Annotated in this window: 23 protein-coding genes; 10 read left to right on the plus strand and 13 right to left on the minus strand. The window is 71.6% G+C overall.

The window, feature by feature from the left end; genetic code table 11:
• Positions 1 to 150: 150 nt before the first annotated feature.
• The gene (locus tag ABD298_RS05620) at positions 151 to 528 is read left to right on the plus strand and encodes a hypothetical protein (RefSeq protein ID WP_344298666.1); all 378 of its coding nucleotides are present in this window, start codon (positions 151 to 153) and stop codon (positions 526 to 528) included.
• Here the strand turns inward: ABD298_RS05620 and ychF are convergent.
• Entirely contained in the window at positions 518 to 1603 is a 1086-nt protein-coding gene (ychF, locus tag ABD298_RS05625; protein WP_344298667.1) for a redox-regulated ATPase YchF, read from the minus strand. The two genes, ABD298_RS05620 and ychF, sit on opposite strands and share 11 nt — an antisense overlap.
• A 64-nt stretch (positions 1604 to 1667) precedes the next feature.
• Between ychF and ABD298_RS05630 the strand changes: the two genes are divergently transcribed.
• Positions 1668 to 2990 carry a DNA recombination protein RmuC gene (locus ABD298_RS05630; protein ID WP_344298668.1) on the plus strand — a complete coding sequence of 441 codons (1323 nt, stop codon included), beginning with the start codon at positions 1668 to 1670 and terminating at the stop codon, positions 2988 to 2990.
• 518 nt (positions 2991 to 3508) lie between these two features.
• Here the strand turns inward: ABD298_RS05630 and ABD298_RS05635 are convergent.
• Positions 3509 to 4594 (minus strand): 4-hydroxy-3-methylbut-2-enyl diphosphate reductase, encoded by a 1086-nt coding sequence (locus ABD298_RS05635; protein ID WP_344298670.1) that lies wholly within the window; start codon positions 4592 to 4594, stop codon positions 3509 to 3511.
• Positions 4595 to 4621: 27 nt separating this feature from the next.
• Positions 4622 to 5455: a hypothetical protein gene (locus ABD298_RS05640; RefSeq protein ID WP_344298671.1), complete on the minus strand. Its 834-nt coding sequence runs from the start codon at positions 5453 to 5455 to the stop codon at positions 4622 to 4624.
• A 108-nt stretch (positions 5456 to 5563) separates the two neighbouring features.
• Between ABD298_RS05640 and xseA the strand changes: the two genes are divergently transcribed.
• Positions 5564 to 6910: an exodeoxyribonuclease VII large subunit gene (xseA, locus tag ABD298_RS05645; RefSeq protein ID WP_344298672.1), complete on the plus strand. Its 1347-nt coding sequence runs from the start codon at positions 5564 to 5566 to the stop codon at positions 6908 to 6910.
• A complete protein-coding gene (locus tag ABD298_RS05650; protein ID WP_344298673.1) occupies positions 6903 to 7169 on the plus strand; it encodes an exodeoxyribonuclease VII small subunit in 267 nt (88 codons plus the stop codon). The genes xseA and ABD298_RS05650 overlap by 8 nt, the downstream gene beginning before the upstream one ends.
• A 64-nt stretch (positions 7170 to 7233) precedes the next feature.
• On the opposite strand, the gene ABD298_RS05655 is transcribed toward ABD298_RS05650, so the two are convergent.
• The 9 genes from ABD298_RS05655 to ABD298_RS05695 form a co-directional block, all read right to left on the minus strand.
• Complete coding sequence (locus tag ABD298_RS05655) at positions 7234 to 8904, minus strand: DUF5671 domain-containing protein (RefSeq protein WP_344298674.1); 1671 nt, start codon at positions 8902 to 8904, stop codon at positions 7234 to 7236.
• Complete coding sequence (locus tag ABD298_RS05660) at positions 8901 to 9413, minus strand: LpqB family beta-propeller domain-containing protein (protein ID WP_344298675.1); 513 nt, start codon at positions 9411 to 9413, stop codon at positions 8901 to 8903. Before ABD298_RS05660 ends, ABD298_RS05655 begins: the two co-directional genes overlap by 4 nt.
• Positions 9414 to 9473: 60 nt before the next feature.
• Positions 9474 to 10328 carry a PPK2 family polyphosphate kinase gene (locus ABD298_RS05665; protein ID WP_425564326.1) on the minus strand — a complete coding sequence of 285 codons (855 nt, stop codon included), beginning with the start codon at positions 10326 to 10328 and terminating at the stop codon, positions 9474 to 9476.
• A 30-nt stretch (positions 10329 to 10358) separates the two neighbouring features.
• Positions 10359 to 11579, minus strand: coding sequence for a pyridoxal phosphate-dependent aminotransferase (locus tag ABD298_RS05670; protein ID WP_208709619.1), 1221 nt, complete (start codon positions 11577 to 11579; stop codon positions 10359 to 10361).
• Between the two features lie 75 nt (positions 11580 to 11654).
• A complete protein-coding gene (locus tag ABD298_RS05675) occupies positions 11655 to 12599 on the minus strand; it encodes an ABC transporter substrate-binding protein (RefSeq protein WP_344298677.1) in 945 nt (314 codons plus the stop codon).
• Complete coding sequence (locus ABD298_RS05680) at positions 12599 to 13351, minus strand: ABC transporter permease (RefSeq protein WP_344299055.1); 753 nt, start codon at positions 13349 to 13351, stop codon at positions 12599 to 12601. Before ABD298_RS05680 ends, ABD298_RS05675 begins: the two co-directional genes overlap by 1 nt.
• Positions 13348 to 13995 (minus strand): ABC transporter permease, encoded by a 648-nt coding sequence (locus ABD298_RS05685; protein ID WP_344298678.1) that lies wholly within the window; start codon positions 13993 to 13995, stop codon positions 13348 to 13350. The genes ABD298_RS05680 and ABD298_RS05685 overlap by 4 nt, the downstream gene beginning before the upstream one ends.
• The gene (locus ABD298_RS05690) at positions 13995 to 15092 is read right to left on the minus strand and encodes an ABC transporter ATP-binding protein (protein ID WP_208709626.1); all 1098 of its coding nucleotides are present in this window, start codon (positions 15090 to 15092) and stop codon (positions 13995 to 13997) included. Before ABD298_RS05690 ends, ABD298_RS05685 begins: the two co-directional genes overlap by 1 nt.
• A gap of 98 nt (positions 15093 to 15190) precedes the next feature.
• Complete coding sequence (locus tag ABD298_RS05695) at positions 15191 to 16069, minus strand: N-acetylglucosamine kinase (protein ID WP_344299056.1); 879 nt, start codon at positions 16067 to 16069, stop codon at positions 15191 to 15193.
• A gap of 104 nt (positions 16070 to 16173) precedes the next feature.
• On the opposite strand from ABD298_RS05695, the gene ABD298_RS05700 reads away from it, so the two are divergent.
• Both ABD298_RS05700 and ABD298_RS05705 read left to right on the plus strand, forming a co-directional pair.
• Entirely contained in the window at positions 16174 to 17187 is a 1014-nt protein-coding gene (locus ABD298_RS05700; RefSeq protein ID WP_344298679.1) for a nitronate monooxygenase, read from the plus strand.
• Positions 17188 to 17240: 53 nt separating this feature from the next.
• Entirely contained in the window at positions 17241 to 18071 is an 831-nt protein-coding gene (locus ABD298_RS05705; RefSeq protein ID WP_344298680.1) for an aldo/keto reductase, read from the plus strand.
• 11 nt (positions 18072 to 18082) lie between these two features.
• Here ABD298_RS05705 and ABD298_RS05710 read toward each other — a convergent pair whose 3' ends face one another.
• The gene (locus ABD298_RS05710; protein WP_344298681.1) at positions 18083 to 19066 is read right to left on the minus strand and encodes a LysR substrate-binding domain-containing protein; all 984 of its coding nucleotides are present in this window, start codon (positions 19064 to 19066) and stop codon (positions 18083 to 18085) included.
• A 109-nt stretch (positions 19067 to 19175) separates the two neighbouring features.
• On the opposite strand from ABD298_RS05710, the gene ABD298_RS05715 reads away from it, so the two are divergent.
• The 4 genes from ABD298_RS05715 to ABD298_RS05730 all read left to right on the plus strand — a co-directional run bounded on the left by ABD298_RS05715 (position 19176) and on the right by ABD298_RS05730 (position 23118).
• On the plus strand, positions 19176 to 20417 hold the full coding sequence (locus ABD298_RS05715; protein WP_344298682.1) for an MFS transporter: 1242 nt from the start codon (positions 19176 to 19178) through the stop codon (positions 20415 to 20417).
• Between the two features lie 69 nt (positions 20418 to 20486).
• Positions 20487 to 21002, plus strand: a complete 516-nt coding sequence (locus tag ABD298_RS05720; RefSeq protein ID WP_344298683.1) for an Lrp/AsnC family transcriptional regulator — start codon at positions 20487 to 20489, stop codon at positions 21000 to 21002.
• Between the two features lie 21 nt (positions 21003 to 21023).
• Positions 21024 to 22022: a magnesium/cobalt transporter CorA gene (gene corA, locus ABD298_RS05725; RefSeq protein ID WP_344298684.1), complete on the plus strand. Its 999-nt coding sequence runs from the start codon at positions 21024 to 21026 to the stop codon at positions 22020 to 22022.
• A gap of 94 nt (positions 22023 to 22116) precedes the next feature.
• Positions 22117 to 23118 carry a malate dehydrogenase gene (locus tag ABD298_RS05730; RefSeq protein ID WP_344298685.1) on the plus strand — a complete coding sequence of 334 codons (1002 nt, stop codon included), beginning with the start codon at positions 22117 to 22119 and terminating at the stop codon, positions 23116 to 23118.
• The last annotated feature ends 177 nt before the right edge of the window (positions 23119 to 23295 follow it).

Raw genomic sequence — 23295 nt, forward strand, 5'->3', positions numbered from 1 at the left:
GGTTGCGGGGCCCTTGAGGCGAATGGCCCTGGAGTGACGTCGGGGAGAACAACTCGTGCCCGCCGGTGTCCGTCCAGGCAGAGTTCCACATCCGCGGCCGGACCGCGACGCTCGAGATGGCCCGCCCTGGGCGGGGAGACCGCCTTCCTCGTGGGGGACGCGACGGCCCTCGACTTCCCGGATGCACATTTCGATGTGGGCCTCACCGTGCACGTGGGCATGAATGTCGCCCGGGACAGCGCGACCAGCTTCCTCGCCTCCCCTGACGAAATGGCGGCATTCCTCGAGGGCGCCGGGTCCACTATCGTCGACCCGACCGGCTCCTCGGCCGAAGGCCTCGCATGGTTCGAGGTGATGGCCGCGCGCCTTGCGGAGTCGGGGCGGCCGCCGGTGACGTTCGCGACCTTCCTCGGCAGCGAACTTCGGAGACATGACGCGCAATCGGGTCGCGAACCTCCGCGAGGAGCGGATCCGGACCGTCACCTTCGTCTGCGAGGCGTGACGGCCCTTCTCCCGGCTAGACGTTGAAGCGGAACTCGACCACGTCGCCGTCGGCCATGACGTAGTCCTTGCCCTCGATGCGGACCTTGCCGCGGGACTTGGCCTCGGCCATGGAGCCGGCCTCGACCAGGTCCTCGAAGTGGACCACCTCTGCCTTGATGAAGCCGCGCTGGAAGTCGGTGTGGATGACGCCTGCGGCCTGCGGCGCCGTGTCTCCGCGGTGGATGGTCCAGGCGCGCGTCTCCTTGGGCCCGGCCGTGAGGTAGGTCTGGAGGCCGAGGGTGTGGAAGCCGACACGCGCGAGCTGGTCGAGGCCGGATTCCTCCTGGCCGTTCATCTCGAGCATCTCGCGGGCCTCCTCCTCGGAGAGCTCCACGAGGTCCGACTCGAGCTTGGCGTCGAGGAAGATCGCGTCGGCGGGGGCCACGAGGGCGCGCAGCTCCTCCTGCTTCTCGGGGCTCGTGAGGATGCCCTCGTCGGCGTTGAAGACGTAGATGAAGGGCTTGGCCGTGAGGAGGTTGAGCTCCCTGAGGTGGTCCATGTCGAGCTTGTCGGATGCGATGGACGAGAAGATGGTGTCCCCGCGCTCGAGGACCTTCTTCGCGGCCTCGATCGCGGCGAGCTCCGCGGCGTCGCGCTTCTTGATCTTGACTTCCTTCTCGACGCGCGGAAGGGCCTTCTCGATGGTCTGGAGGTCGGCGAGGATCAGCTCGGTGTTGATGGTCTCCATGTCGGAGCGCGGGTCCACCTTGCCGTCCACGTGCACCACGTCGGGGTCGTCGAAGACCCTGATCACCTGGGCGATGGCCTGCGCCTCGCGGATGTTCGCGAGGAACTGGTTGCCGAGCCCCTCGCCCTCCGAGGCGCCCTTGACGATTCCGGCAATGTCCACGAAGGAGACAGTGGCGGGGAGGATGCGCGCGCTGCCGAAGATCTCGGCGAGCTTGTCCAGACGGGGGTCGGGGAGGCTCACCACGCCGACGTTCGGCTCGATGGTGGCGAACGGGTAGTTCGCCGCAAGGACCTGGTTGCGGGTCAGCGCGTTGAAGAGCGTCGACTTGCCGACGTTGGGGAGACCGACGATTCCTATAGTGAGAGCCACGGTCATCCATCATACCGGCGCGGATCCGGCGAGAAATGTCGCTGGCCCGTGCGAGTGTGGGCGCATGGACGGAACGCAGACTCTCGTGGTGGTTCTTGTGGCGCTGCTCGCTCTCCTCGTGGGGTGGGTGGCTGGCGCGGTGTGGGCGCGGAGGCGCGCAGCGCACGACGGCGGGGACCTCCCCGCGCTGCAGTCCCGCCTCTCGTCGGTGGAGGCCCAGCTCGCCGCCGCGAGCGCCGAACGCGACCTGCTCGCGCGCCAGAACGCCGCCCTGACGTCGCTGGACGAGCAGGAGAACACGGTGCTCCACGCGCTGGCCCCGGTGGCCGAGAAGCTCGGCGCCGTCCAGCGCGCCGTGGCCCTGCTCGAGCGTGACCGCGTCGAGCAGTTCGGTCAGCTCGCGCAGCAGCTGCAGGAGGCGCGGGACTCCGATGCGGCAATCCTGAAGTCGGCCCATGCGCTCACCGCGGCGCTGGCCAACAACGCCTCTCGCGGCACGTGGGGCGAGGTCCAGCTGCGTCGTGTCGTCGAGGCCGCAGGGATGCTCGACCGCGTGGACTTCGCGGAGCAGGTCGCGACGTCCGGGGAGGCGGGTGCTGTCCGTCCCGACCTCGTCGTGTCGCTGCCGGGCGGCAAGCAGATCGTCGTCGATGCCAAGGTCCCGCTGGGTGCGTACCTGCGGGCGCAGGAGCACGCACAGGACGCGAGCCCGGCGGGGATCGCGGCACGCGAGAAGCACCTCGCGGAGCACGCCAAGGCCCTGCGCGCGCACGTGGACGTGCTGGGGAGCAAGAAGTACTGGGAAGCGGTCGGCGCGAGCCCTGAGCTTGTCGTGTGCTTCCTGCCGGCCGAGTCATTCCTCGCAGAGGCACTGCGCGCCGACGCGGGCCTCCTCGACTACGCGTTCACCCGGAACGTCGCGCTGGCCTCTCCGGCCACGCTCATGGCCCTGCTCAAGGGCGTGGCGTTCGGGTGGCGGCAGGAGCTCCTCACGGAGAACGCCCGCGAGCTGTTCGACCTGTCCCAGCAGCTGTACGGGCGGCTGAGCACGATGGGCGGCCATGTCGCGCGGCTCGGCGCATCGCTCAAGGGGTCCGTCGAGCGGTACAACGCGTTCATCGGGGCGCTGGAGTCGCGTGTGCTGCCCACGGCCCGGCGCATCAGCGCCCTGGACCTCAGTGCCCGCGAGACGCTTCCGGAGCTGCCCCCGGTCGAGACGACGCCCCGCGTGCTCAGTGCGAGTGAGCTCCTGGACGAGCAGATGTGGCGGGACAACGGGATCGCGCCACTACCCGGGACGCTGGGAGGTGGCTCGGTCGATCTGGGCGACGACTCCCGAGATGCGCGCGACGGCCAGCACGGGGCCGGCCACCGGCACTCGGCCTGATCGGCCTGATCGGCGCCAGGATCCCGCGGGGTAGACCGACGCTGCCCGCTAGACGCTGCCCGGCGCGCGAGCGGGGACGGGCGGAGACCGCTCGACGCGGCCCTGCGGTGCGGCAGCCTTGCCTGGCCAGATGCCGGAGACCGCCACCTCGGGCCGGCAACGCCGAGGCCAGGTGCCCGTACCGAGGCCAGGTGCCGCGGCGGCGAGAAGGGCTTCGGCCCCAACAATCACGCGTTGAGAAGCCATCTGGCGTTGAGAAGTGCCGTTCTGCGCGAGAAGTGCCCGTTTCGGGCACTTCTCGCGCAGAACGGCACTTCCCGGCAGGGGGACGCCCCTAAGGGTGACCCCACCACGGGCCACACCCCCTACGGATCCTCGGCGCCACACCCGGCGACCTCGACGCCACACGGGGTGACCTCGGCGCCACACTGGGCGACCTCGGCGCCACACGGGGCGACCTCGGCGCCACACGGGGCGACCTCGGCGCCACACGGGGTGACCTCGGCGTCGGGTAGGCCTTAACTCTGGGGGCGCTGGCCCCTGCCGCCAAGGCCCCGGCTCGAGTCGCCGGCTTCCTTGAGCGTGGTGCGAAGCTCCTTGGGCAGGGAGAAGAGGATGTCCTCTTCGGCGGTCACGACCTCCTCGACGGTGCCATAGCCGTAGTCGGCCGCGAGCCGGAGGACGTCCTGGACGAGGACCTCGGGCACCGACGCGCCCGACGTTACGCCGACAGTCGCGACGCCCTCGAACCATGACTCGTCCACCTCGTTCGCGAAGTCCACACGGTACGCGGCCTTGGCACCGTACTCGAGCGCAACCTCGACGAGACGCACGGAGTTCGAGGAGTTCGCGGACCCCACGACGATCACCAGATCGGCCTGCGGCGCGATCTTCTTGATGGCCGCCTGCCGGTTGGACGTCGCGTAGCAGATGTCGTCGCTGGGCGGATCCTGCAGGTTCGGGAAACGCTCCCGGAGCCTCCGGACGGTCTCCATCGTCTCGTCGACGGACAACGTGGTCTGGGAGAGCCAGATGAGCTTGTCGGGGTCGCGGACCTGGATGGTGTCGGCTTCCTCCGGAGAGTTGACGATCTGGGTGTGGTCCGGGGCCTCGCCGTATGTCCCCTCGACCTCCTCGTGGCCCACATGGCCGATGAGCAGGATCTCGTAGTCGCCCTTCGCGAACCGGACGGCCTCGCGGTGCACCTTTGTCACGAGCGGGCACGTTGCATCGATGGTGCGGAGGCCGCGGTCCGCGGCGGACTGGACCACGGCCGGGCTCACTCCGTGGGCCGAGAAGACGACCAGTGCGCCTTCCGGCACCTCGTCGGTCTCCTCGACGAAGACGGCCCCGCGCTCCTCGAGCGTCTCGACGACGTGCCGGTTGTGGACGATCTGCTTGCGCACGTACACGGGGGCGCCGTAATGCTCCAACGCCTTCTCGACCGCGATGACGGCGCGGTCGACCCCGGCGCAGTAGCCACGGGGGGCGGCGAGCAGGACCTTCTTCTCACCCTCGACCCGAGCCACGGCAGCCACGTCCTCGGGCGAGCGGCGGCGCCGCGGGACCGTGGGCATAGAAAGGGCAACGGGGGTTGAGGTCATGCCACTATGCTACCGGCGCCGGTCCGGCTACTGCGGCGCCGGGAGCCTCCGCTGACGTGCTGCCAGCACCAGACCCACGATGAGGAAGACCGCGCCGGCGCCAGCAACGCCGAGGATCCAGGGCCCGAACGCGTCCGCCAGGAGCTGCCCTGCGCGCTGGGCGAACACGCCGGCCACGCTTCCCTGGGAGCCCTGCGAGCTGGCCACTGAGGCCATGAGGAACGTTCCGGCGCCGAGGAGGGCTGCTACCACGACGAGCCCGCCGCCGGCCCAGGCGAGGGCGGTCCCGCGCCGACGCGCGAAGAGCAGGCCGAGCAGGAGCGCGAGCACGGCGCCGGCCGAAAGCGGCAGCGCCAGGGCCGCCGCGTCCTGGGCGAAGGTGAGCGCTGCGCGCTGCTGGGCATTCCCGACGGGCACCGTGATGCTGGGTGCATCCGAGAAGCCGACACCGAGGCCGGCGCCGAGGCGGTCCAGGACGACGTCGGCCAGGGGGCGGAGCTCGAGGGTGAAGGCGGACGTCGACGCGGTGGCGGGACTGAAGTTCAGCCTGTGGCTCTCCCGGAGGGTCGACTCCCACGCGGCAGGGAAGGCTGGGTCGGATGTCAGGCCCTCGAGGGTCTTCTCGGCGAGCTCGGTGGCCGCGGGCCTCAGCGGAGCGGGCACGCCCGAGGCCGAGACCGCGGTCGTCGTCAGCGACTTGCCCAGCGCTGCCTGGAAGTCAGCGTCGCGGCTCAACGGGGCCAGGAGCCGCACGAAGCCGTCCTCGTCCACGACGTTCCGCTCGATCCAGAGCGACGGCACGGCAGCCGCGGTGAGGACGACGGCGAGCAGCACGGAGAGGGCAGAGAGCACGGTACGCATGGACTTCCCGGGGTCGGCAACGCGCCCATCCTATCGGCGGCGGCCGAACGGGTTCCGCATGCGAGGACTGTCGGCGCCGCGTGATACTGGTTGGCTATGGTGGCAGGGATGGAAGAACCGGACCTCTCGACGCTGCCCGCGCGGGCCGCGGACACGACGCCGGAGAACCCGTGGCCCCTGCACGTGCTCTCCCGCAAGCTCAAGGAGCACATCGAGCGTTCGCCGCAGGTGTGGATCGAGGGCCAGGTGATCGAGCTGAACCGCAGGGGTCAGACGGCGTACCTGACGCTCCGTGACGTCGACGCGGAGATCTCGCTCCCCGCGTCCGCATGGGGGACGGTGATGGCGAGGCTCCGCGAACCGATCGAGCGCGGCTCCCGCGTGGTGGCCCTGGTCAAGCCCGAAATGTGGCTCAAGACGGGCCGGCTCACCATGGCCGTGCGCGACATGCGCCCGGTGGGCCTCGGAGACCTGCTGGCGCGCATCGAGCGGCTGCGGCAGGCCCTCGGGTCGGAGGGGCTCTTCGCCGACCACCGCAAGAGGCCCCTCCCGATGCTCCCGCACCGCATCGGACTCATCACGGGCCGGGACTCTGACGCAAAGAAGGACGTGCTGCGAAATGCCGCGCTGCGCTGGCCGGCCGTCCAGTTCGAGATCCGCGAGGTCGCGGTCCAGGGTGCGAGCGCCGTGTCGGAGGTCCTCGGCGCGCTCCGCGAACTCGACGCTCTGGCTGAGGTGGACGTCATCGTGATCGCCCGCGGCGGCGGCTCCCTTGAGGACCTCCTCCCCTTCAGCAACGAATCGCTCGTGCGGGCCGTCGCCGAGGCGGTGACCCCGGTTGTCAGCGCGATCGGGCACGAAGCCGACCGGCCGATCCTGGACGACGTCGCCGACCTGCGCGCCTCGACGCCGACGGACGCGGCCAAGCGCATCGTGCCGGACGTGACCGAAGAGCTCGCTCGGGTGCGGCAATGCAGAGAGCGCTTCGAGCGGCAGGTCAGGCTCCTGGTGGAGCGGGAGTCCGACCGGCTCGCCTCGATCCGCAGCCGCCCGGTGCTCTCGTGCCCGGACACCATGGTCGAGGGCCGGCACGACGAGCTCCAGCGCCTCCGCGGCCGCTCGCTCGCAGCGGTGAGTACCGCCGTCGCACGCGCGTCCGACGGCGTGGCGCACCTTCGTGCCCAGATGCGCGCCCTCTCCCCGCAGCAGACGCTCGACCGCGGGTACGCCGTCGTGCAGCTCGCCGCCGGCGTGGCGGGAACCGAGGCGCACCCCGGAGCAGTGGTCTTCGATCCGGACGAGGCGCCCGCCGGCACCGCCCTGCGGCTCCGGCTTGCCCGGGGCGAACTCGCGGCGCGCTCCGAGGGAACACAGCCCACGGCAGTCCCCCATGCCCCGCGCTCGAACGCCACCCCGTCACCGACCACCCCCAAGGAGGACCCCCGCGATGGCTGAAGCATCCGGACCACAGCAGAACGGCGCGTCGCCGGCGGGCTCGGCCCGCGCAGCGGAGGGGCTCGACAGCCTGTCCTACGAGGAGGCCCGCGAGCAGCTCGTCGCCGTCGTGTCCCGGCTCGAGGCCGGCGGAGTGAGCCTCGAGGAGTCGTTGGCGCTGTGGGAACGCGGCGAGGCGCTCGCCAACCGCTGTGAGGAATGGCTCGAGGGGGCGCGACGCCGCCTCGATGCCGCACGCCGCCCGCAGGAGGAAGGCTGACCGGCCGTCCTGCACGGTGGCCACACGCGCCGTGCGCGGCGGCCTCGCGCTCGGCGAAAGGCACCTATCCCTCCAGCGGCAGGGCCTCCACCCGGTCCCCAGGACCCACGAGGACGAGCGCCCTGCGGGAGCGGATCCCTTCGAGGGCCTTGGCCACCGCCTCGGTGCTCGGCGCCTCGCGCTGCGCAGGGGGCGGCGCCTGTTTGCTGGGGAGCCCGTCGACGCTCCGCCAGATGGTGACGGTCGCCCCGGTCGCCTCGGTGATGGCGCGCGAGAACGGCTCGGGGTCCAGCGCGGTGACCAGGATGGCCTTGCCGATCGAGGGCCTCGCGGCGTGGGCGGGGAGCTCTGCGCGGTCGTGCCGCCACACCGCGTAGTGGTAGCTCGCCGCGAGCGCGGTGGCGACCAGGATGCCGAGCGGAACCCTGATGTCGGCGATCAGGGCCAGTCCGCCGCCCCCGGCGAGCCATGACCGGAAGACCTGGAAGCCGATCACCAGCAAGGTGACGAGGGCAGCGACGGCGCTCACGCCGAAGACGACCACGAGGTAGATGCGCCGTCCGGGCGGCTGGCCCGCCAGCGGTTCGGAGAGCACGTGGGTGGGCTTCCAGACGAACCACCAGACCAGCCCGCCCACGGCCAGTGACGCGATTCCTCCCAGCAGGAGCGTACGGGCGCCGGTGCCGGCCAGCGGTGCCCTCACCAGGGAGAGGAGGGCGTTGATGATCACGCCGACGCCCGACGCGGCACCCACGAGGGCAATGCCGGCGGTGACGAGCCGGGCGGCCTGCTGGGCGGCGATCGAGCGGGCGGCCACGAGCGGGCGGTGGTAGGCCCAGACGAGCCAGCCGATGGTCCCGGCTGCCAGCGCCGCCGGCAGCGGATCCAGCAGGGACAGCACCGGGGCGGCCGCCTCGTCACGGTCGAACAGGAGGCGAAGGACGACGAAGAGCACCGTTCCAGCACCACCCAGGGCCGCGACGCCCGCCGCGAAGATGCCGACGAGGACGAGGACCACGTCGCTGAAGCCTGTACGGAGCCTGCGCCCGCCCTCGACGATCCAGTGCCAGAGCCACACCAAGGCCCCGCCCGCGGCCCAGACCGCCGCTGCCAGGACCCCGCCCCACCACGTCCTGCTCTCGCCCTGTGTGGCGAGCACCGCCATTTGGTCGCCCGAGAGGGACTGGACTGCTGCCCTGATGAGCCGTGTGAGCGCGGTTCCGGCCATGGCCGCACCGAGCGCGAGGCCGTAGCCCGCGCCGACGACGGCGGGCACGTCCGCGAGCAGGAGGGGGCCCTTCACCGTGCTCCGCCACATCCACCGGTGCCACGCCAGCACCCCCGCCCACACCACAGCCGTGGCCAGGAAGCCGTTCCAGCCCTCGGTCCGCCCCTCGACGAGCCCCGCCAGGAGTGCGAGCAGCTGGGTCGATGCGACGACCAGCGCGACGCTGTAGAGGCCTGCGACGTACAGGTCCCACGCGGTTGAGCGCCGCTCCTCGGGGTCCGCGAGGCGCCTCCAGACGAACCACCACAGCAGCGCCGCGAGCGGCACACCGATCACGGTGAAGGCGAGAGATTGCGCGAGTCCCGCTGTGGCCTCCCCGGCGAGGACCTGCCCCGACGGGAGGGTCCGGGTGACCAGGCCGCTGAGTCCGCTCGCGGCGATCACGACGAGGGCGAAGAGGAGCACGTAGAGGATGAGCCGCCGGACGGCAGGAAGGGCGGAGCTCATGGCGCGACGCTCTTGATGAACGGCGGGCAGGCTGCGATCATCGGCGGTGCCGACACGATTTCCCACTGGCCGTTCGTCTTGACGAGCTGGAAGTCGCCGGGCGTCGAGTAGTCGGAGGGGCCGAACGGTCCTCCCTCCGCTGTCTGGACGAGCGCCACCCGTACGGTGGCCGTCGATTCGCGTTCCGTGGTCGAGCGCAGTTCCACGCGCACGTTCTCCAGGTACTGGGGGCTCTGCTGATAGCTGCCGGGATAGGAGGCGCACTGCTTCCGGGCATCGTCCGAGAGCGTGGACAGGGCCGTTGCCGTGTCGCCGGCGAGGTAGGCCTGTGCATACTTCTGCACGACCCCGGCGGGCGTGGACCGGTCGATCGGCTGCGGTGCTCCCCGGGAGAGGATGAGGGCCACCGAGGCCACGACGAGCACTCCGATGAGCGAGAGGACCACCGCGAGAACACGCCCGGGACCCCTCGTCCGCGTGGAACCTCCTGCCGCGCTGCTGTCCGTCATGGCGACAGTCTGCGGCGTCACGGACCCCGCGGACAGGGCACTACGTCCCCGAGGGCGGGCTCAGCTGGCGAGGACGCGTGCCCTCTCCCGCTCCAGGCTGTACGAGGGCTCCGGCCAGTCCGGGGTGATGCTCTTGAACGCGTCAATGAGGAGCTCGAGGACGGCGATGCGCGCGTACCACTTCCGGTCGGCCGGGACGACGTGCCAGGGAGCCCACGGCGTGGAGGTCATGTCGATCGCCTTCTGGTACGCGTCCATGTAGGCATCCCAGTGCTGGCGTTCGTCGACGTCGCCGGGGTTGTACTTCCAGCGCTTGACCGGGTCCTCGAGCCGGGCGAGGAGCCGTCGCTTCTGCTCCTCCTTGGAGATGTGCAGCATGACCTTCACGATGGTCGTCCCGCGCGCGGCGACGGCCTGCTCGAAGTCGCGGATCTCCCGGTACCGTCGATGGATCGTGGCTGCGTCTGCCCACCCGTGGACCCGATGGATGAGGACGTCCTCGTAGTGCGAGCGGTCGAAGACGCCTAGCATCCCGGGTCCCGGCAGCTCGCGCTCGACCCTCCAGAGGAAGTCGTGCTGCTTCTCCTCGTCGGTGGGCGCCTTAAAGGCCTTGAGATGGACTCCCTGGACGTCCACGCCGCCCACGACGTGGCTGACGATCCCGCCCTTGCCCGCGGTGTCCATGGCCTGGAGGATCAGCAGGACCGACGGGGCATCGCCGTCGCGTCCAGCGGCGTACAGCCGCTCCTGGTACTCCGCCAGCACGATGTCCCGCCGGGCGAGGTGGACCTTGCCCTCGGCCTTGTCGCCTGAGAAGCCGGGGGTGGCGGCCGGGTCGACGTCGCCCAGATGGAAGTTCCTGCCGACACGGAGCAGATCGCCGACATCCTTGGCGAAGCCCTTGGATCCCATCACGCCGTCCTTCCCCGCACCGCGCGGCCTTCCTCAGTTGCCCTTGTACCTGCCGAGGAAGTCTGCCATACGGGTGATGGCCTCTTCGATGTCCGCCACGGCCGGTAGCGTCACCATGCGGAAGTGGTCCGGCGCGGTCCAGTTGAACGCGCGGCCGTGGGAGACGAGGATCTTCTGCTCGCGCAGGAGGTCGAGGACGAACTTCTCGTCGTCCCGGATCGGATACACCTCCGGGTCGAGCCGCGGGAACAGGTAGAGGGCGCCTTTGGCCTGCTTCGTGGAGACGCCGGGGATGGCGTTGAGCATCTCGTACGCCTTGTTGCGCTGCTCGAGCAGGCGGCCTCCCGGGAGGATGAGGTCGTTGATGCTCTGGTAGCCGCCGAGCGCGGTCTGGATGGCGTGCTGCGCGGGGACGTTCGCGCACAGGCGCATGTTCGCGAGCAGGTTGATGCCCTCGAGGTAGTCCGCGGCGTCCTTCTTGGGGCCCGAGATCGCCATCCATCCTGCCCGGTAGCCGCACACGCGGTACGCCTTGGACAGGCCCGAGAAGGTCAGGCACAGCACGTCCTCGCCGGTGAAGGCCGCCAGGTTCGTGTGGGTTGCGCCGTCGTAGAGGATCTTCTCGTAGATCTCGTCCGCGAAGATGATGAGCCCGTGCTTCTCGGCGAGCTCGACGATGCGGCGCAGCGTCGCGTCCGAGTACAGGGCACCGGTCGGGTTGTTCGGGTTGATCACGACGATGCCCTTGGTGCGGGGGCTGATCTTCGCTTCGAGGTCCTCGAGGTCGGGCTCCCAGTCCTGCTCCTCGTCGCAGAGGTAGTGGACCGCGCGCCCCCCGGCGAGGGAGACCGACGCCGTCCACAGGGGGTAGTCCGGGGTCGGCACGAGGATCTCGTCGCCCTGCTCGAGGAGGGCCATGAGGGACATCGTGATCAGCTCCGACACCCCGTTGCCGAGGTAGATGTCGTCGACGTGGATGTTCTGGATTCCCCGGGTCTGGTAGTACTGCGAGACCGCCGTGCGTGCCGAGAAGATGCCGCGGGAATCGCTGTAGCCCTGAGCATGCGGCAGGTGGCGGATCATGTCGACGAGGATCGCGTCCGGGGCCTCGAAGCCGAACGGCGCCGGGTTTCCGATGTTCAGCTTGAGGATCCTGTGGCCCTCTGCCTCCATCTGCTGGGCAGCCTCCAGGATCGGCCCCCTGATGTCGTAGAGCACGTTGTGGAGCTTGGTCGACTGCAAGAACTGGGCCATTGTCCAAATATGCCACAGGGTGCGAGCCGCGCCCTGCGACGCTGCTCACACCCTGCTGCCCTGCAGATCCGCGGGTCAGGAGGCGAGGCCCTTGTCCTTCAGCCACGCCTTCGCGGCGTCGGCGGGGCTCTGCTTCTGGGCTCCGCCCACGGCGCGGTTGAGGTTCATGAGGTCCTGCGTCGTGAGCTTCTCGGAGACGGCGTTGAGGGCCTTCTTCGCGGCGTCGGACATCGAGGCGTTCCTGACGAGCGGCACCACCTGCTGCGCGATGAAGTTGTTCTTAGGATCGTCGAGCACCACGAGGTCGTTGTCCGCGATTGCGGGTGTGGTCGTGTAGATGTCTGCGACCTGGACCTGGTCGGACAGGAGTGCCCTGACGGTCAGCGGGCCGCCGCCGTCGCTGAACGGCTCGAGCTTCTTCGGCACGCAGCTGTACTTGTCCTTGAGCCCCGGCAGGCCGTAGGCGCGCTCGGCGAACGTCGCGGGGGCGCCGAGCGTGAGCTCCGAGCAGACCTTGGCCATGTCCTCGATGCTCTTGAGCTGGTACTTGGCGGCCGTGGCGCGGGTGACGACCATCGCGTCCTTGTCCTCGGCCTTGGCGGCGTTGAGGACCGCGAGGCCTTCGGGCAGCTTGCCGGGGAGCGCCTTGGCGATGTCCTCCGCGGTGATCTGGGTCGCGCTCTTGTCCACGTAGAGGAGGAGGTTGCCCGTGTAGTCCGGCACGACGTCGACCGAGCCGTCCTGGACCGCCTTGAAGTAGACCTCGCGGGCGCCGATGTTCGGCTTGGTCGTGGCCTGGACGCCGGCGGCGTTGAGGGCGCCGGCGTAGACCTCGGCGAGGATCTGGCTCTCGGTGAAGTCGGCCGACCCGATCACGAGGGCCTTGCCGGACCCGCCGCTCGCACCGCCGGACTGGGTCGACAGCGGGTTGGAGGAGGCGCCGCAGGCGGAGAGCGTGATCGCCAGCGCGGCGCTCGCCGCGAGCGCCGTGAGGGCGTTGCGGCGGGTGGGAGACTTCATCATCGTGTTCCTTCCTCTTCGGCGGCCACGGGAGGCGCGGCTGCTGCGAGTGTGGCGCGCGACGCCGGGCTGGCGCCGCGCGGGAGGGGTTCGCCCGGGCGGTGCCGGGCGGACAGGGCGCGGTGGAGCGCCCCGAGGGCGAGGTCGACGGCGACCGCGAGCACGGAGACGAGCGCGGATCCGGCGAGCATGCGGGGGTAGTCGGAGAGGGCGAGCCCGTCGAAGATGTACCGGCCGAGTCCGCCGAGGTTGATGTAGGCGACGATCGTGGCGGTCGCGACGACTTGGAGGACGGCGGCGCGCAGGCCGCCGAAGATGACCGGCAGGGCGAGCGGGAGTTCGACCCCGAAGAGGATCTGGTCCTCCCGCATGCCCTGGGCGCGGGCGGCGTCCACGACGGCACGGTCGACCGCGGCGATGCCCGCCGAGGCTCCGGCCAGGAGCGGTGGCACGGCGAGGACGACCAGGGCCCAGATGGGCGGCATGAGCCCGGCCCCCGCGAGCAGCACGAAGAGCACGAGCAGGCCCAGGGACGGGATGGCGCGGAGCGCGCCGGCCCCGGCGACCACCGCGACCCGCCCCCTGCCTGTGTGCCCCACCCAGGCCCCGGCCGGAAGGGCGATGGCAGCCGCGATGCCGACGGCCAGGAGGGTGTAGAGGAGATGCTCCCCCACCCGCGCCGGGATCCCCGTGTCGCCCGCCCAGTGGGAGGGGTCCGCGAGCCAGGCCCACGTGGCCTCGAGCAGGCTCATCCGCGCACCGCCGCTGCCCGGTCCCACGGTGCGAGGAGACGCCCGACGAGGACCAGCACGAGGTCGAGCGCAAGCGCGAGGGCAAGGATGGCGATCAGTCCCACGGCGATCTCCTCGGGGAAGTCCCGCTGGAGGCCCTCCGTGAACAGGATGCCGAGATTCGGCATCCCCACGAGCGCGGCCACGGACACGAGCGAGACGTTGCTCACCGACACGGCGCGCAGTCCCGCGACGAGCACCGGCAGCGACAGGGGCAGGTCGACGCGGAGGTACCGGCTGAGGGCGGTGTGCCCGAGCGCGACGGCGACGTCGCTGAACTGCCCGGCCACGGAGTCCAGGGCGTCGAGGGCCGCGCGCACCAGGAGGGCCACGGCGTAGACGGTGAGGGCGACGATCACGTTGAGGGGGTCCAGGATCCGGGTCCCGAGGACGACCGGCAGGATGATGAACAGTGCAAGCGACGGGACGGTGTACAGCACCGAGCTCGCGGCGAGCACGACGGCGCGTCCCCGCCTCCGCACCGCCACGAACCGCGCGAGCGGGAGGGCGACGACGAGGCCGGCCACGAGCGGCACCACCGCGAGCAGGAGATGCTGCCCCGCCAGGGACAGGATCCGGTCGGCGTTGGCGAACGCCCACTCCATCAGGCCTCCCCCGGACTCTCGCCGGCGAGGGCCGGGGAGGCTGCGCGGGCGGCCGCGAGCACTGCCTCCGGGGCCACCGTCCCCACGAGCCTGCCGGCGGCGTCGACCACCACGCCCCGCCCGGAGGGCGAGGACAGCGCGGCGTCGAGCGCTGTGCGCAGGCTGTCCCCTTCCCTGTGCAGCGAGCCGCCCGTCACGAGCACCCCCGGCCGGGCCGGGTCGGCCCACCCGAGCGGATGCCCGCCGTCGTCCGTCACGACAGCCCACTCGGCAGGCCGCGCGGCCTCGAGACGCGCGGCGGTGACCGACTCGCCGCGCTCGGTCTCGAGCCCGGCGTCGGGGAAGAAGCCGAGGTGCCGGAACCCGCGGTCACGGCCGATGAACGAGGCCACGAAGTCGTCGGCAGGCTCCCGCAGGAGCGCCTCGGGCGTGGCGTACTGGGCGAGCCGGCCGCCCTGGGCGAAGACGGCGATCCGGTCGCCGAGCATGACCGCCTCGTCGATGTCATGGGTCACGAACAGGATGGTCTTCCCGAGTTCGCGCTGCAGCCCGAGGAGCTCGCGCTGGAGGTCGTGGCGCACGAGCGGGTCGACGGCGCTGAACGGCTCGTCCATGAGGAGCACGGGCGGGTCCGCGGCGAGCGCCCGCGCGACGCCGACTCGCTGCTGCTGGCCGCCGGAGAGCTGGGCGGGCCAGCGGGAGGCGGCGTCCGCCGGAAGGCCCACGAGTTCGAGCAGCTCGAGCGCCCGGGCCCGTGACTCCTGGCGGGACACCCCGTTGAGGCGCGGGACGGTGGCGATGTTGTCTGCGACGGTCCGGTGGGGAAGGAGCCCGGCGGACTGCATGACGTACCCGAGCGAGCGCCGCAGCGCCGGCGCCGGCCCGTCCCCGACGTCGCGCCCGTCCAGGAGGACAGTTCCCTCGGTGGGAGTCACCATGCGGTTGACCATGCGCAGCGAGGTCGTCTTGCCGCACCCGGACGGCCCCACGAACACGGTGATCCCGCCCCGGTCCACGCTCAGGTTCAGGCGGTCGACGGCGGTCCGGTCGCCGTACCGCTTGGACACCTCGCGGAACTCGATCATGGGCTCTGGCACGTGCACCTCGATTGTGTGGAACGCGTTCGGGTCATGCTCCGGTCAATGCACCGCGCCCCGCTCCTGGAGCGCGCTGGTGCGAGCCTATCAGCGGCGGCTCACGCCGGGTGGGAGCGGGCTGCGAGCTCGATGGTGCCGAAGATCGGGTCGCGGTCCAGGATCCTCACGTCCTCGATGCCCTCCTGTGCCAGGGCGGCACGGAACCCGTCCTGGAGCCGGCGCACGTGCATGCCGAGGCCGCTGCCCAGGATCACGGGACCGCTGATGCCGAGCTGGCGGGCCACCTGGGCGGCCATGCGGGCGAGGTCATGGGCGGCCTGGTCCACGAGGAACCTCGCGCCGGCATGGCCGGCGTCCGCGGCCTCGGTGACGACCCGCGAGCGCTGGGCCCAGTAGCGCCGGCCCGTCTCCGGATCGTGGAAGTGGGCAATGAGCTGGCTCGCCTCGGACAGCCCCGTGCCTTCGAGGAGGGCCCGTGTGAGCTCGTCCGGGGCGAAGCCGAGGTTCATCCGGTGCAGCGAGTACCGCACCGCTTCCCGGGCCAGCCAGTAGCCGCTCCCCTCGTCGCCGAGCAGGTACCCCCACCCGCCCGCGCGGGCCTCGTCGCCGTCGTCATTGGTGCCCCACGCGGCCGATCCCGTCCCGGCGATGACCGCGACCCCGCTGCGCGTCCGGCCGGCGGCGAGCAGGAGGCGCGAGTCGTGGACGACCGTGACGCGGGCGCGGGGTGCGTGGGGGCGGATGAGCGCGGCGAGGGCTTCCGCGTCCGCATCGGTGTCGATGCCTCCGGAGCCGGCGAAGACGCGGGCGGCGTCGGCGGCGTCGAGCGCCGCAAACAGCTCCGCGAGGTTCGCGGCCGCCGTTTCCCGGCTCACGTTCTGGACGTTGGCGCTGCCGACCTCGCGATCGGCCACGACCTCGCCGTCGACCACCGCGATGCCGCGCGTCTTGGTACCGCCGATGTCGAGCCCGACCATGAGGCCGGCTGGGGCATTCTGGGTGCTCACCCGCCTAGCGTACTGACGTGCCCGCCGCACCGTCCCCGCGCGGGCTGAGGCCCCCGAGGCCTAGGGTGGTGGCCATGAGTGCGATCCTGCCTGAGGACCTGTTCGGATCCGGCGTCGTGGCGGCGCCCATGGCCGGTGGGCCGAGCCGCCCCGAGCTCGCTGCCGCCGTCGGGCGCGCGGGAGGCCTCGGCTTCCTCGGCGGCGGCTACAAGTCCCCCGCCGCCCTCGCCGCGGAGCTGGACGCCATGGACCCCTCCCTGCCCTTCGGCGTGAACCTCTTCGTTCCGGGCGCCGCGCAGATCGACCGCGACGCCGTGCTCGCGTACCGCGAGCGGCTGCTCCCCGAGGCGGCGGCCGTGGGCGCCGAGGTGCCCGAGCCGCGGTGGGAGGACGACGACGCGTACCCGGCCAAGCTCGAGCTCCTCCTCGGGCGGGTCCCCGCCGCGGTGTCGTTCACGTTCGGCACGCCCCGGCTGGACGTGGTCGCTGCCCTGAGGAAGGCCGGGGCGTTCGTGCTCCAGACCGTGACGTCCCCCGAGGAGGCGACCGTGGCCGCGGAGCTGGGAGTCGACGCGCTCGTCGTCCAGCACCCGGACGCCGGCGGCCACTCGGGGGCATTCCTGGACCTGCCCCCGTTCTCCGGCACCCTGCCCGAGCTCGTCGCGGCGGTGCGCGCCGCCGTCGTACTCCCCCTGGTCGCCGCAGGCGGCATCGGCACGCACGACGACGCCGCTGCCGCCCGCGCCGCGGGCGCGTCCGCCGTCCAGCTCGGGACGGCCTTCCTGCGCACGCCGGAGGCCGGCACGAATCCGGTGCTCCGCGCCGCGCTGGCAGACCCGCGGTTCGAGCGGACCGCTCCGACGCGCGCGTTCTCCGGCAAGTGGGCGCGCGGGCTCGAGAACGGCTTCATGCGCAGGTTCCCGGACGCTCCCGAGGCGTACCCGGTCATCCACCACCTCACCGGGCCACTGCGTGCGGCGTCGGTCGCCGCGGGCAGTCCGGAGCGGACGAACCTGTGGGCTGGCGCGGGCTGGCGCGGGGCACGCGAGGAGACCGCCGCCGACGTCGTGGCACGGTTCGCGGTCTGACATTCGGGCCGCTGCAGGTCCCCTCCAGCCGGATGCCGTCCTAGGCTGGGCACATGACTACTGCCCCGCTCGTCCAGCTGGCCTCCGGTCACTCCATCCCGCAGATCGGCCTCGGCACCTGGCCCCTTGACGACGCCCAGGCGGCGGACGTCGTCGCCAAGGCGCTCGACCTCGGATACCGGCACATCGACACTGCCGAGAACTACGGCAATGAGGCCGGCGTGGGCGAGGGGCTGCGCCGCTCCGGGCTGGCGCGCGGGGACGTCTTCATCACGACCAAGTTCAACCGCGAGTGGCACAGCGTCGACGGTGTGCACACCGCCTGGGAGAACGCCGTGCGCCGGCTCGGGGTCGAGTACCTCGACCTGTTCCTCATCCACTGGCCGAACCCCTCCCAGGACACGTACCTAGCGGCTTGGGAGGGCCTGCTCAAGCTGCGGGCCGAGGGGAAGGTCCGCTCGATCGGCGTCTCCAACTTCTTCCCAGCCCATTCCGCGCGGCTCATCGACGCCACCGGCGTGGCACCCGACGTCGACCAGCTCCAGATCAGCCCCTACTGGGTCAAGCACGACATGCGAGCCTTCAACATCGGCCACGGCACGGTCACCGAGTCCTACACGCCGATCGGCAGGGGCAACGACCTGCTCGCTGAGCCTGCGGTCGTCGCGGCCGCCGAGGCCCACGGCGTGACGCCAGGCCAAGCGGTCCTGCGCTGGCACACCCAGCAGGGCCTCGTGGCAATCCCGAAGTCCTCCCACCCCGAGCGGCTGGCCCAGAACCTGGACGTGTTCGGGTTCGACCTCACGGCCGAGGAGATCGCGGCGTTCAATGCGCTCGACGGCACGGGACCCGAGGCCGCGGACCCGGAGTCCTTCGGCCACTGAACCCCGCCGCGCTATCGGCCGAAGGCGTCGGCGAGCAGGCCGGCCTCGAGCGCGAGGACATGCTCGCGGAACATTCGGACCTGCGGCGGCTCCCCCACGACCCGGGGCCACACGAGGCCGATCTCGCGGAAGGCGCCCGTGTCCTCGAGCGCGAGCTCGGCCCAGCCGAGCCCGCTCCCGTGGCGCGTCGACCCGTAGACGGCGCCGTGACCCGCGCTCGACGGCGGCACGAGGGCCACGCCGAGGCCGGCGGACACGAGCCCGAGGAGCGTGCGCGAGTCCTGTCCGGAGAAGGCGATGTCGGGCTTGAAGCCGGCCTCGCGTCCGAGGCGGTCGAGGATGCTGCGCATGCCGAAGCCGCGTTCGAGCGCCACGAACGGCTCCCCGGCGACCTCGGCCATCCTGACCGAGCGCCGCTCGGCGAGCCGGTGTCCCGCGGGGACGGCGAGCCGGACGGGCTGCACGTGGAGGGTCGCGCTGTCGATGTCCCGCGTCGGCTCCGGCCGGGGTGAGACGATCGAGAGGTCCACGCGCCCCTCGGCCAGCGCGTCGAGGCAGTGCTGCCGCGAGCCCTGGACGAGCTCGAAGCGCACATCCGGATGCCGCGCCCGGAATCCGCTGACGAACACCGGCACCGCGGACTCTCCGAACGTCATCTGGAAGCTCAGCCGCACGACGCCGCGGGCCTGCAGCTGCCGTTCGTGGAGGGCGTCGAGTCCGTGCTGCACCTCCTGGAGGGCCGTGCGGACCGCGGGGAGGAGCTGCTCGGCGGCCGGCGTCAGCCGGATGCCTCGGCCGTCCTTCCGCACCAGCTCCACGCCCACGACGGCGGCCGCGCGCGCGAGCGCCCGGCTCACCGTCGGCTGGGGCACGCCGAGCAGCTCAGCGGCTGCGGTGACATGGCGCGTCTGCCCGACGGCGTCGAGGACCGGCAGCAGCGGCAGGAGGCGGGCGAGCTCCCCATGGAGGGGCGCGGGCCGGCGAACGGGCTCCACGGCAGCCTCTCTCCGTTTGGACCGTGCGCAATAACCATGCACGGCTGATATACGTTGCTGCAATCAGTGTATTGGACGCATGCATCCGGCCGTTCCTAGGCTGGAGTGCATGAGTTCAGCGCCCCGCACCGCACCGGCAGCAGCCCGCTGGGACGGCCACCCCAAGGGAAGCCCGGGCTACCGCCGGCTCATCGCCGCCCTCGCCTGCGCCGGAGTCGCGACCTTCGCGCAGCTGTACTCGACCCAGGCCCTCCTCCCCCGGCTCTCCGCCGACCTCGCCGTGGACCCGGCGCGGGCGGCCCTCACGGTCTCGCTCGCCACGATCGGCCTCGCGGTCGCCGTGCTCCCGTGGTCGTTCGTCGCGGACCGGATCGGACGCGTCGCGGCCATGCGCGCGGGGATCCTGGCGGCGACGGTGATGGGCCTTGCCGGCCCGCTCGCCCCGACCTTCGAGGCGCTCCTGACGCTGCGGTTCCTCGAGGGCGCCGCCCTGGGCTCGGTGCCCGCGATCGCCGTCGCGTACCTGAGCGAGGAGGTGAGCCGCGGCCACGCTGCGATGGCCGCCGGAACGTACATCGCCGGCACGACCGTGGGCGGGCTCGCGGGACGCCTCGTCGCCGGCCCGCTCGCCGATGTCCTCGGCTGGCGCCTCGCGGTGCTGGCCGTCTCGGTGCTCGGCGCCGGGGCCGCCGTCGCCTTCGTCGCCCTCGCGCCGAAGTCCCGCGGCTTCTCCCCCGCGCCGCGGGCTCCGGGCGGACTGCGGGGCGCCGCCGGCGCGGTCGCCCGGAGGCTGGGCGCCCAGCTCCGCAGCGGCCGCCTCGTCATGCTCTACACCCAGGCGTTCCTGCTCATGGGGTCGTTCGTGGCCGTGTACAACTACCTCGGGTTCCGCCTCGAGGCCGGGCCGTTCTGGCTCCCCGCGAGCCTTGCGAGCCTCGCCTTCCTCGCCTACCTCTCCGGCACGTTCAGCTCCGGGTACGCGGCCCGGCTGAGCCTGCGCTTCGGGCGGCGGACCGTGGTGGTCGCGAGCACGGCCGCGATGGCGGCGGGCGCCGTCGTCATGCTCGCCGACTGGCTGCCCGTGGTCTTGGCCGGGCTCCTGGTCTTCACGGCGGGCTTCTTCGCCGCGCACGGCATCGCGTCGGGGTGGACCGGGGCGATCGCCGCCTCGGGCAGGGCGCAGGCTGCCTCGCTGTACAACCTGGGCTACTACGGCGGCTCGAGCGTGCTGGGCTGGGCGGGCGGCCTCGTGTTCCACGTCTGGGGCTGGGGCGCGCTCGCGCTCTCGGTCGCGGCGATCGCGCTCACGACGGCGGCCGCGTCCTGGGTTGTGCACCACTCCGAGCGCTGACCTGCCGGGACGGAGGGCGTGACCCCGCTCGCATATCATGGGGGTCGCGCCCCTTCAGGAGGAGACCCCTTGACGACTCCGAGCACTTCCCGACCCCAGACCGCATCGGCCCATGCGCCGGGCGGCGAACCGCTCGACGAGGTGGACCGGCGGATCCTGGCGGCACTGGTCGAGGACGCGCGCATCACGAACAAGCAGCTCGCCGAGCGGGTGGGGATCGCGCCGTCGACCGCGCTGATGCGCACCCGGGCCCTGTCCGAGCGCGGCATCATCACGGGCTTCGAGGCCAAGGTGGACCTGGCCGCCGTGGGCCGCAGCGTGCAGGCGCTCATCTCCGTGCGGCTCCGGGCCCACGACCGCGACCAAATCGACTCCTTCACGTCCCGCGTGCCGCACCTGCCGGGCGTCCTCGCGACCTTCCACACCTCCGGCGCGGTGGACTACCTCCTGCACATCGCGGTGGGCAGCACGGAGGAACTGCGTGACTGGGTCCTCGACAACCTCACGACCGATCCCGTGGTGGGACACACCGAGACCACGCTCGTCTTCGAGCAGATCCCGGGTCGCGGGCCGCTGCCGGAGTAGGCCCGAGGACATAATGGCCCAGTGACGATCATCGACAACGCCGTCTACGTCGACGGTCGGCGGGCGGCCCACCCGGAGAACCTCGAGCAGACCTTCGAGACGCTCGAGGCCATTGGCGGGAGCATGGCGTGGATCGGGCTGTACCGGCCGTCCCAGGAGGAGATGGCGCAGGTCGCCCACGAGTTCAACCTCCACGACCTCGCGGTCGAGGACGCGATCCACGCGCATCAGCGGCCCAAGATGGAGCGCTACGACGAGATGCTCTTCACGGTCCTGAGGCCGGCGCGGTACGTCGACGAGACGGAGACGGTCGAGTTCGGCGAGCTGCACGTCTTCACCGGCCCCAACTACGTCGTCACGATCCGCCACGCCGAGACGGCGGGCGTGGGGCTCGTGCGCAAGCGGCTCGAGGCCGAGCCCGACCTGCTGCGGTGCGGGCCCGAGGCCGTGCTCTACGCGCTCCTGGACCGGGTGGTCGACGACTACAAGCCCGTCGTCGCGGGGCTCGAGAACGACATCGACGAGATCGAGGACCAGCTCTTCGCCAACGATCCGACGGTCTCGCGGCGCATCTACGAGCTTGCCCGCGAGGTCCTCCAGTTCCAGCGGGCGATCCACCCCCTGCGCCCCCTCGTGCAGGGGCTCGAGCGCGGCTTCGACAAGTACGAGGTGGACGTCGAGCTGCGACGCAGGCTCCGGGACGTACACGACCACGTCGAGCAGCTCATCTCCCGCGCCGACGGCTTCCGCGAGATCCTCCAGAACGCCCTCGTGCTCGACGGCACGCTCACCACCAACCGCCAGAACGAGGCCGCCGCCGAACAGAACGAGCAGGTCAAGAGGATCTCCTCGTGGGCGGCGATCTTCTTCGCCCCGAGCCTCGTGGCCGGCATCTACGGGATGAACTTCAAGAACATGCCTGAGCTCGAGTGGCCCGTCGGCTACCCGTGGGCCCTCGGGCTCATGGTGGTGGCGGGCTTCGTACTCTGGCTCATCTTCAGGCGGAAGAAGTGGCTGTGAGCGCCGTCGGCGTCCTCCCGAGGGCCGTCAGGGGCGGCTAGGCTGGCAGTGCGGCGCCCCACCGCGCCGCGTCTGCCCGCGAGCGAGGAGGACCATGCCCGAGTCAGCCGCACCACCCCATGCCATGACGGTGACCGTCACCGGCGCCGCCGGCCAGATCGGCTACGCGCTGCTGTTCCGGATTGCGAGCGGCGCAATGCTCGGTCCCGACACCCGCATCCGGCTGAAGCTCCTGGAGATCCCGGCCGCCGTGCGCGCGGCCGAGGGAACGGCGCTCGAGCTCGCCGACTGCGCGTTCCCGCTGCTCGATTCCGTCGATGTCACGGACAGCGCAGCGGCGGCGTTCGACGGCGCCCACGTGGCGCTCCTGGTCGGTGCCCGGCCCCGCACGGCGGGAATGGAACGGGCAGACCTCCTCGCCGCCAACGGCGGCATCTTCGGCCCGCAGGGGCGCGCCATCAACGACCATGCGGCGGACTCCGTCCGCATCCTCGTCGTGGGCAACCCGGCGAACACGAACGCGCTCATCGCCGCGGCCCATGCGCCCGACGTCCCCAGCGACCGTTTCACCGCGATGACGAGGCTGGACCACAACCGGGCCCTGGCCCAGCTCGCGATCAAGCTCGGCTGCCGCACTGAGGAGATCGAGGGGGTGACTGTCTGGGGGAACCACTCGGCGAGCCAGTACCCGGACCTCACCCACGCCACCGCCGGCGGTCAGCCCGTGCCCTCGCTCGTCGATGAGGAGTGGATCGAGGGCGACTTCATCCCGCGGGTCGCGAAGCGCGGTGCCGAGGTGATCGAGGTGCGGGGGTCATCGTCGGCGGCCTCTGCGGCGAGCGCCGCCATCGACCATGTCCGAGATTGGGTCCTCGGGACGCCGGACCGGTGGACGTCGGCGGGGGTCGTCTCGGACGGATCGTACGGCGTTCCCGAAGGCCTCGTCAGCTCGTTCCCGGTGCGCAGCAGCGGTGGGGCGTGGGAGATCGTCCAGGGCCTCGAGGTGCCGCCGTTCTCGCGGGAGCGGATCGACACATCCGTGGCCGAGCTCGAGGCCGAGCGCGACGCCGTCCGGGAGCTCGGCCTCCTGGGCTGAACGGCGACGCGGGAGCGAACCCGGCGAAGGCACAGGGACAGCGGAAAGGGCCCCAGCCGTACAGGCTGAGGCCCTTTCGGTGCGCCTTCTGCGGGCAGATGTGGAGCCTAGGGTGTGTGATGTCAGGACATCGTTGACGCATGTGGCGGGACATCGTTTACAGGTGACAGTTGACCG

Origin of the sequence: Sinomonas flava (assembly GCF_039531875.1) — a bacterium.
Taxonomy (GTDB): Bacteria; Actinomycetota; Actinomycetes; order Actinomycetales; family Micrococcaceae; genus Sinomonas; species Sinomonas flava.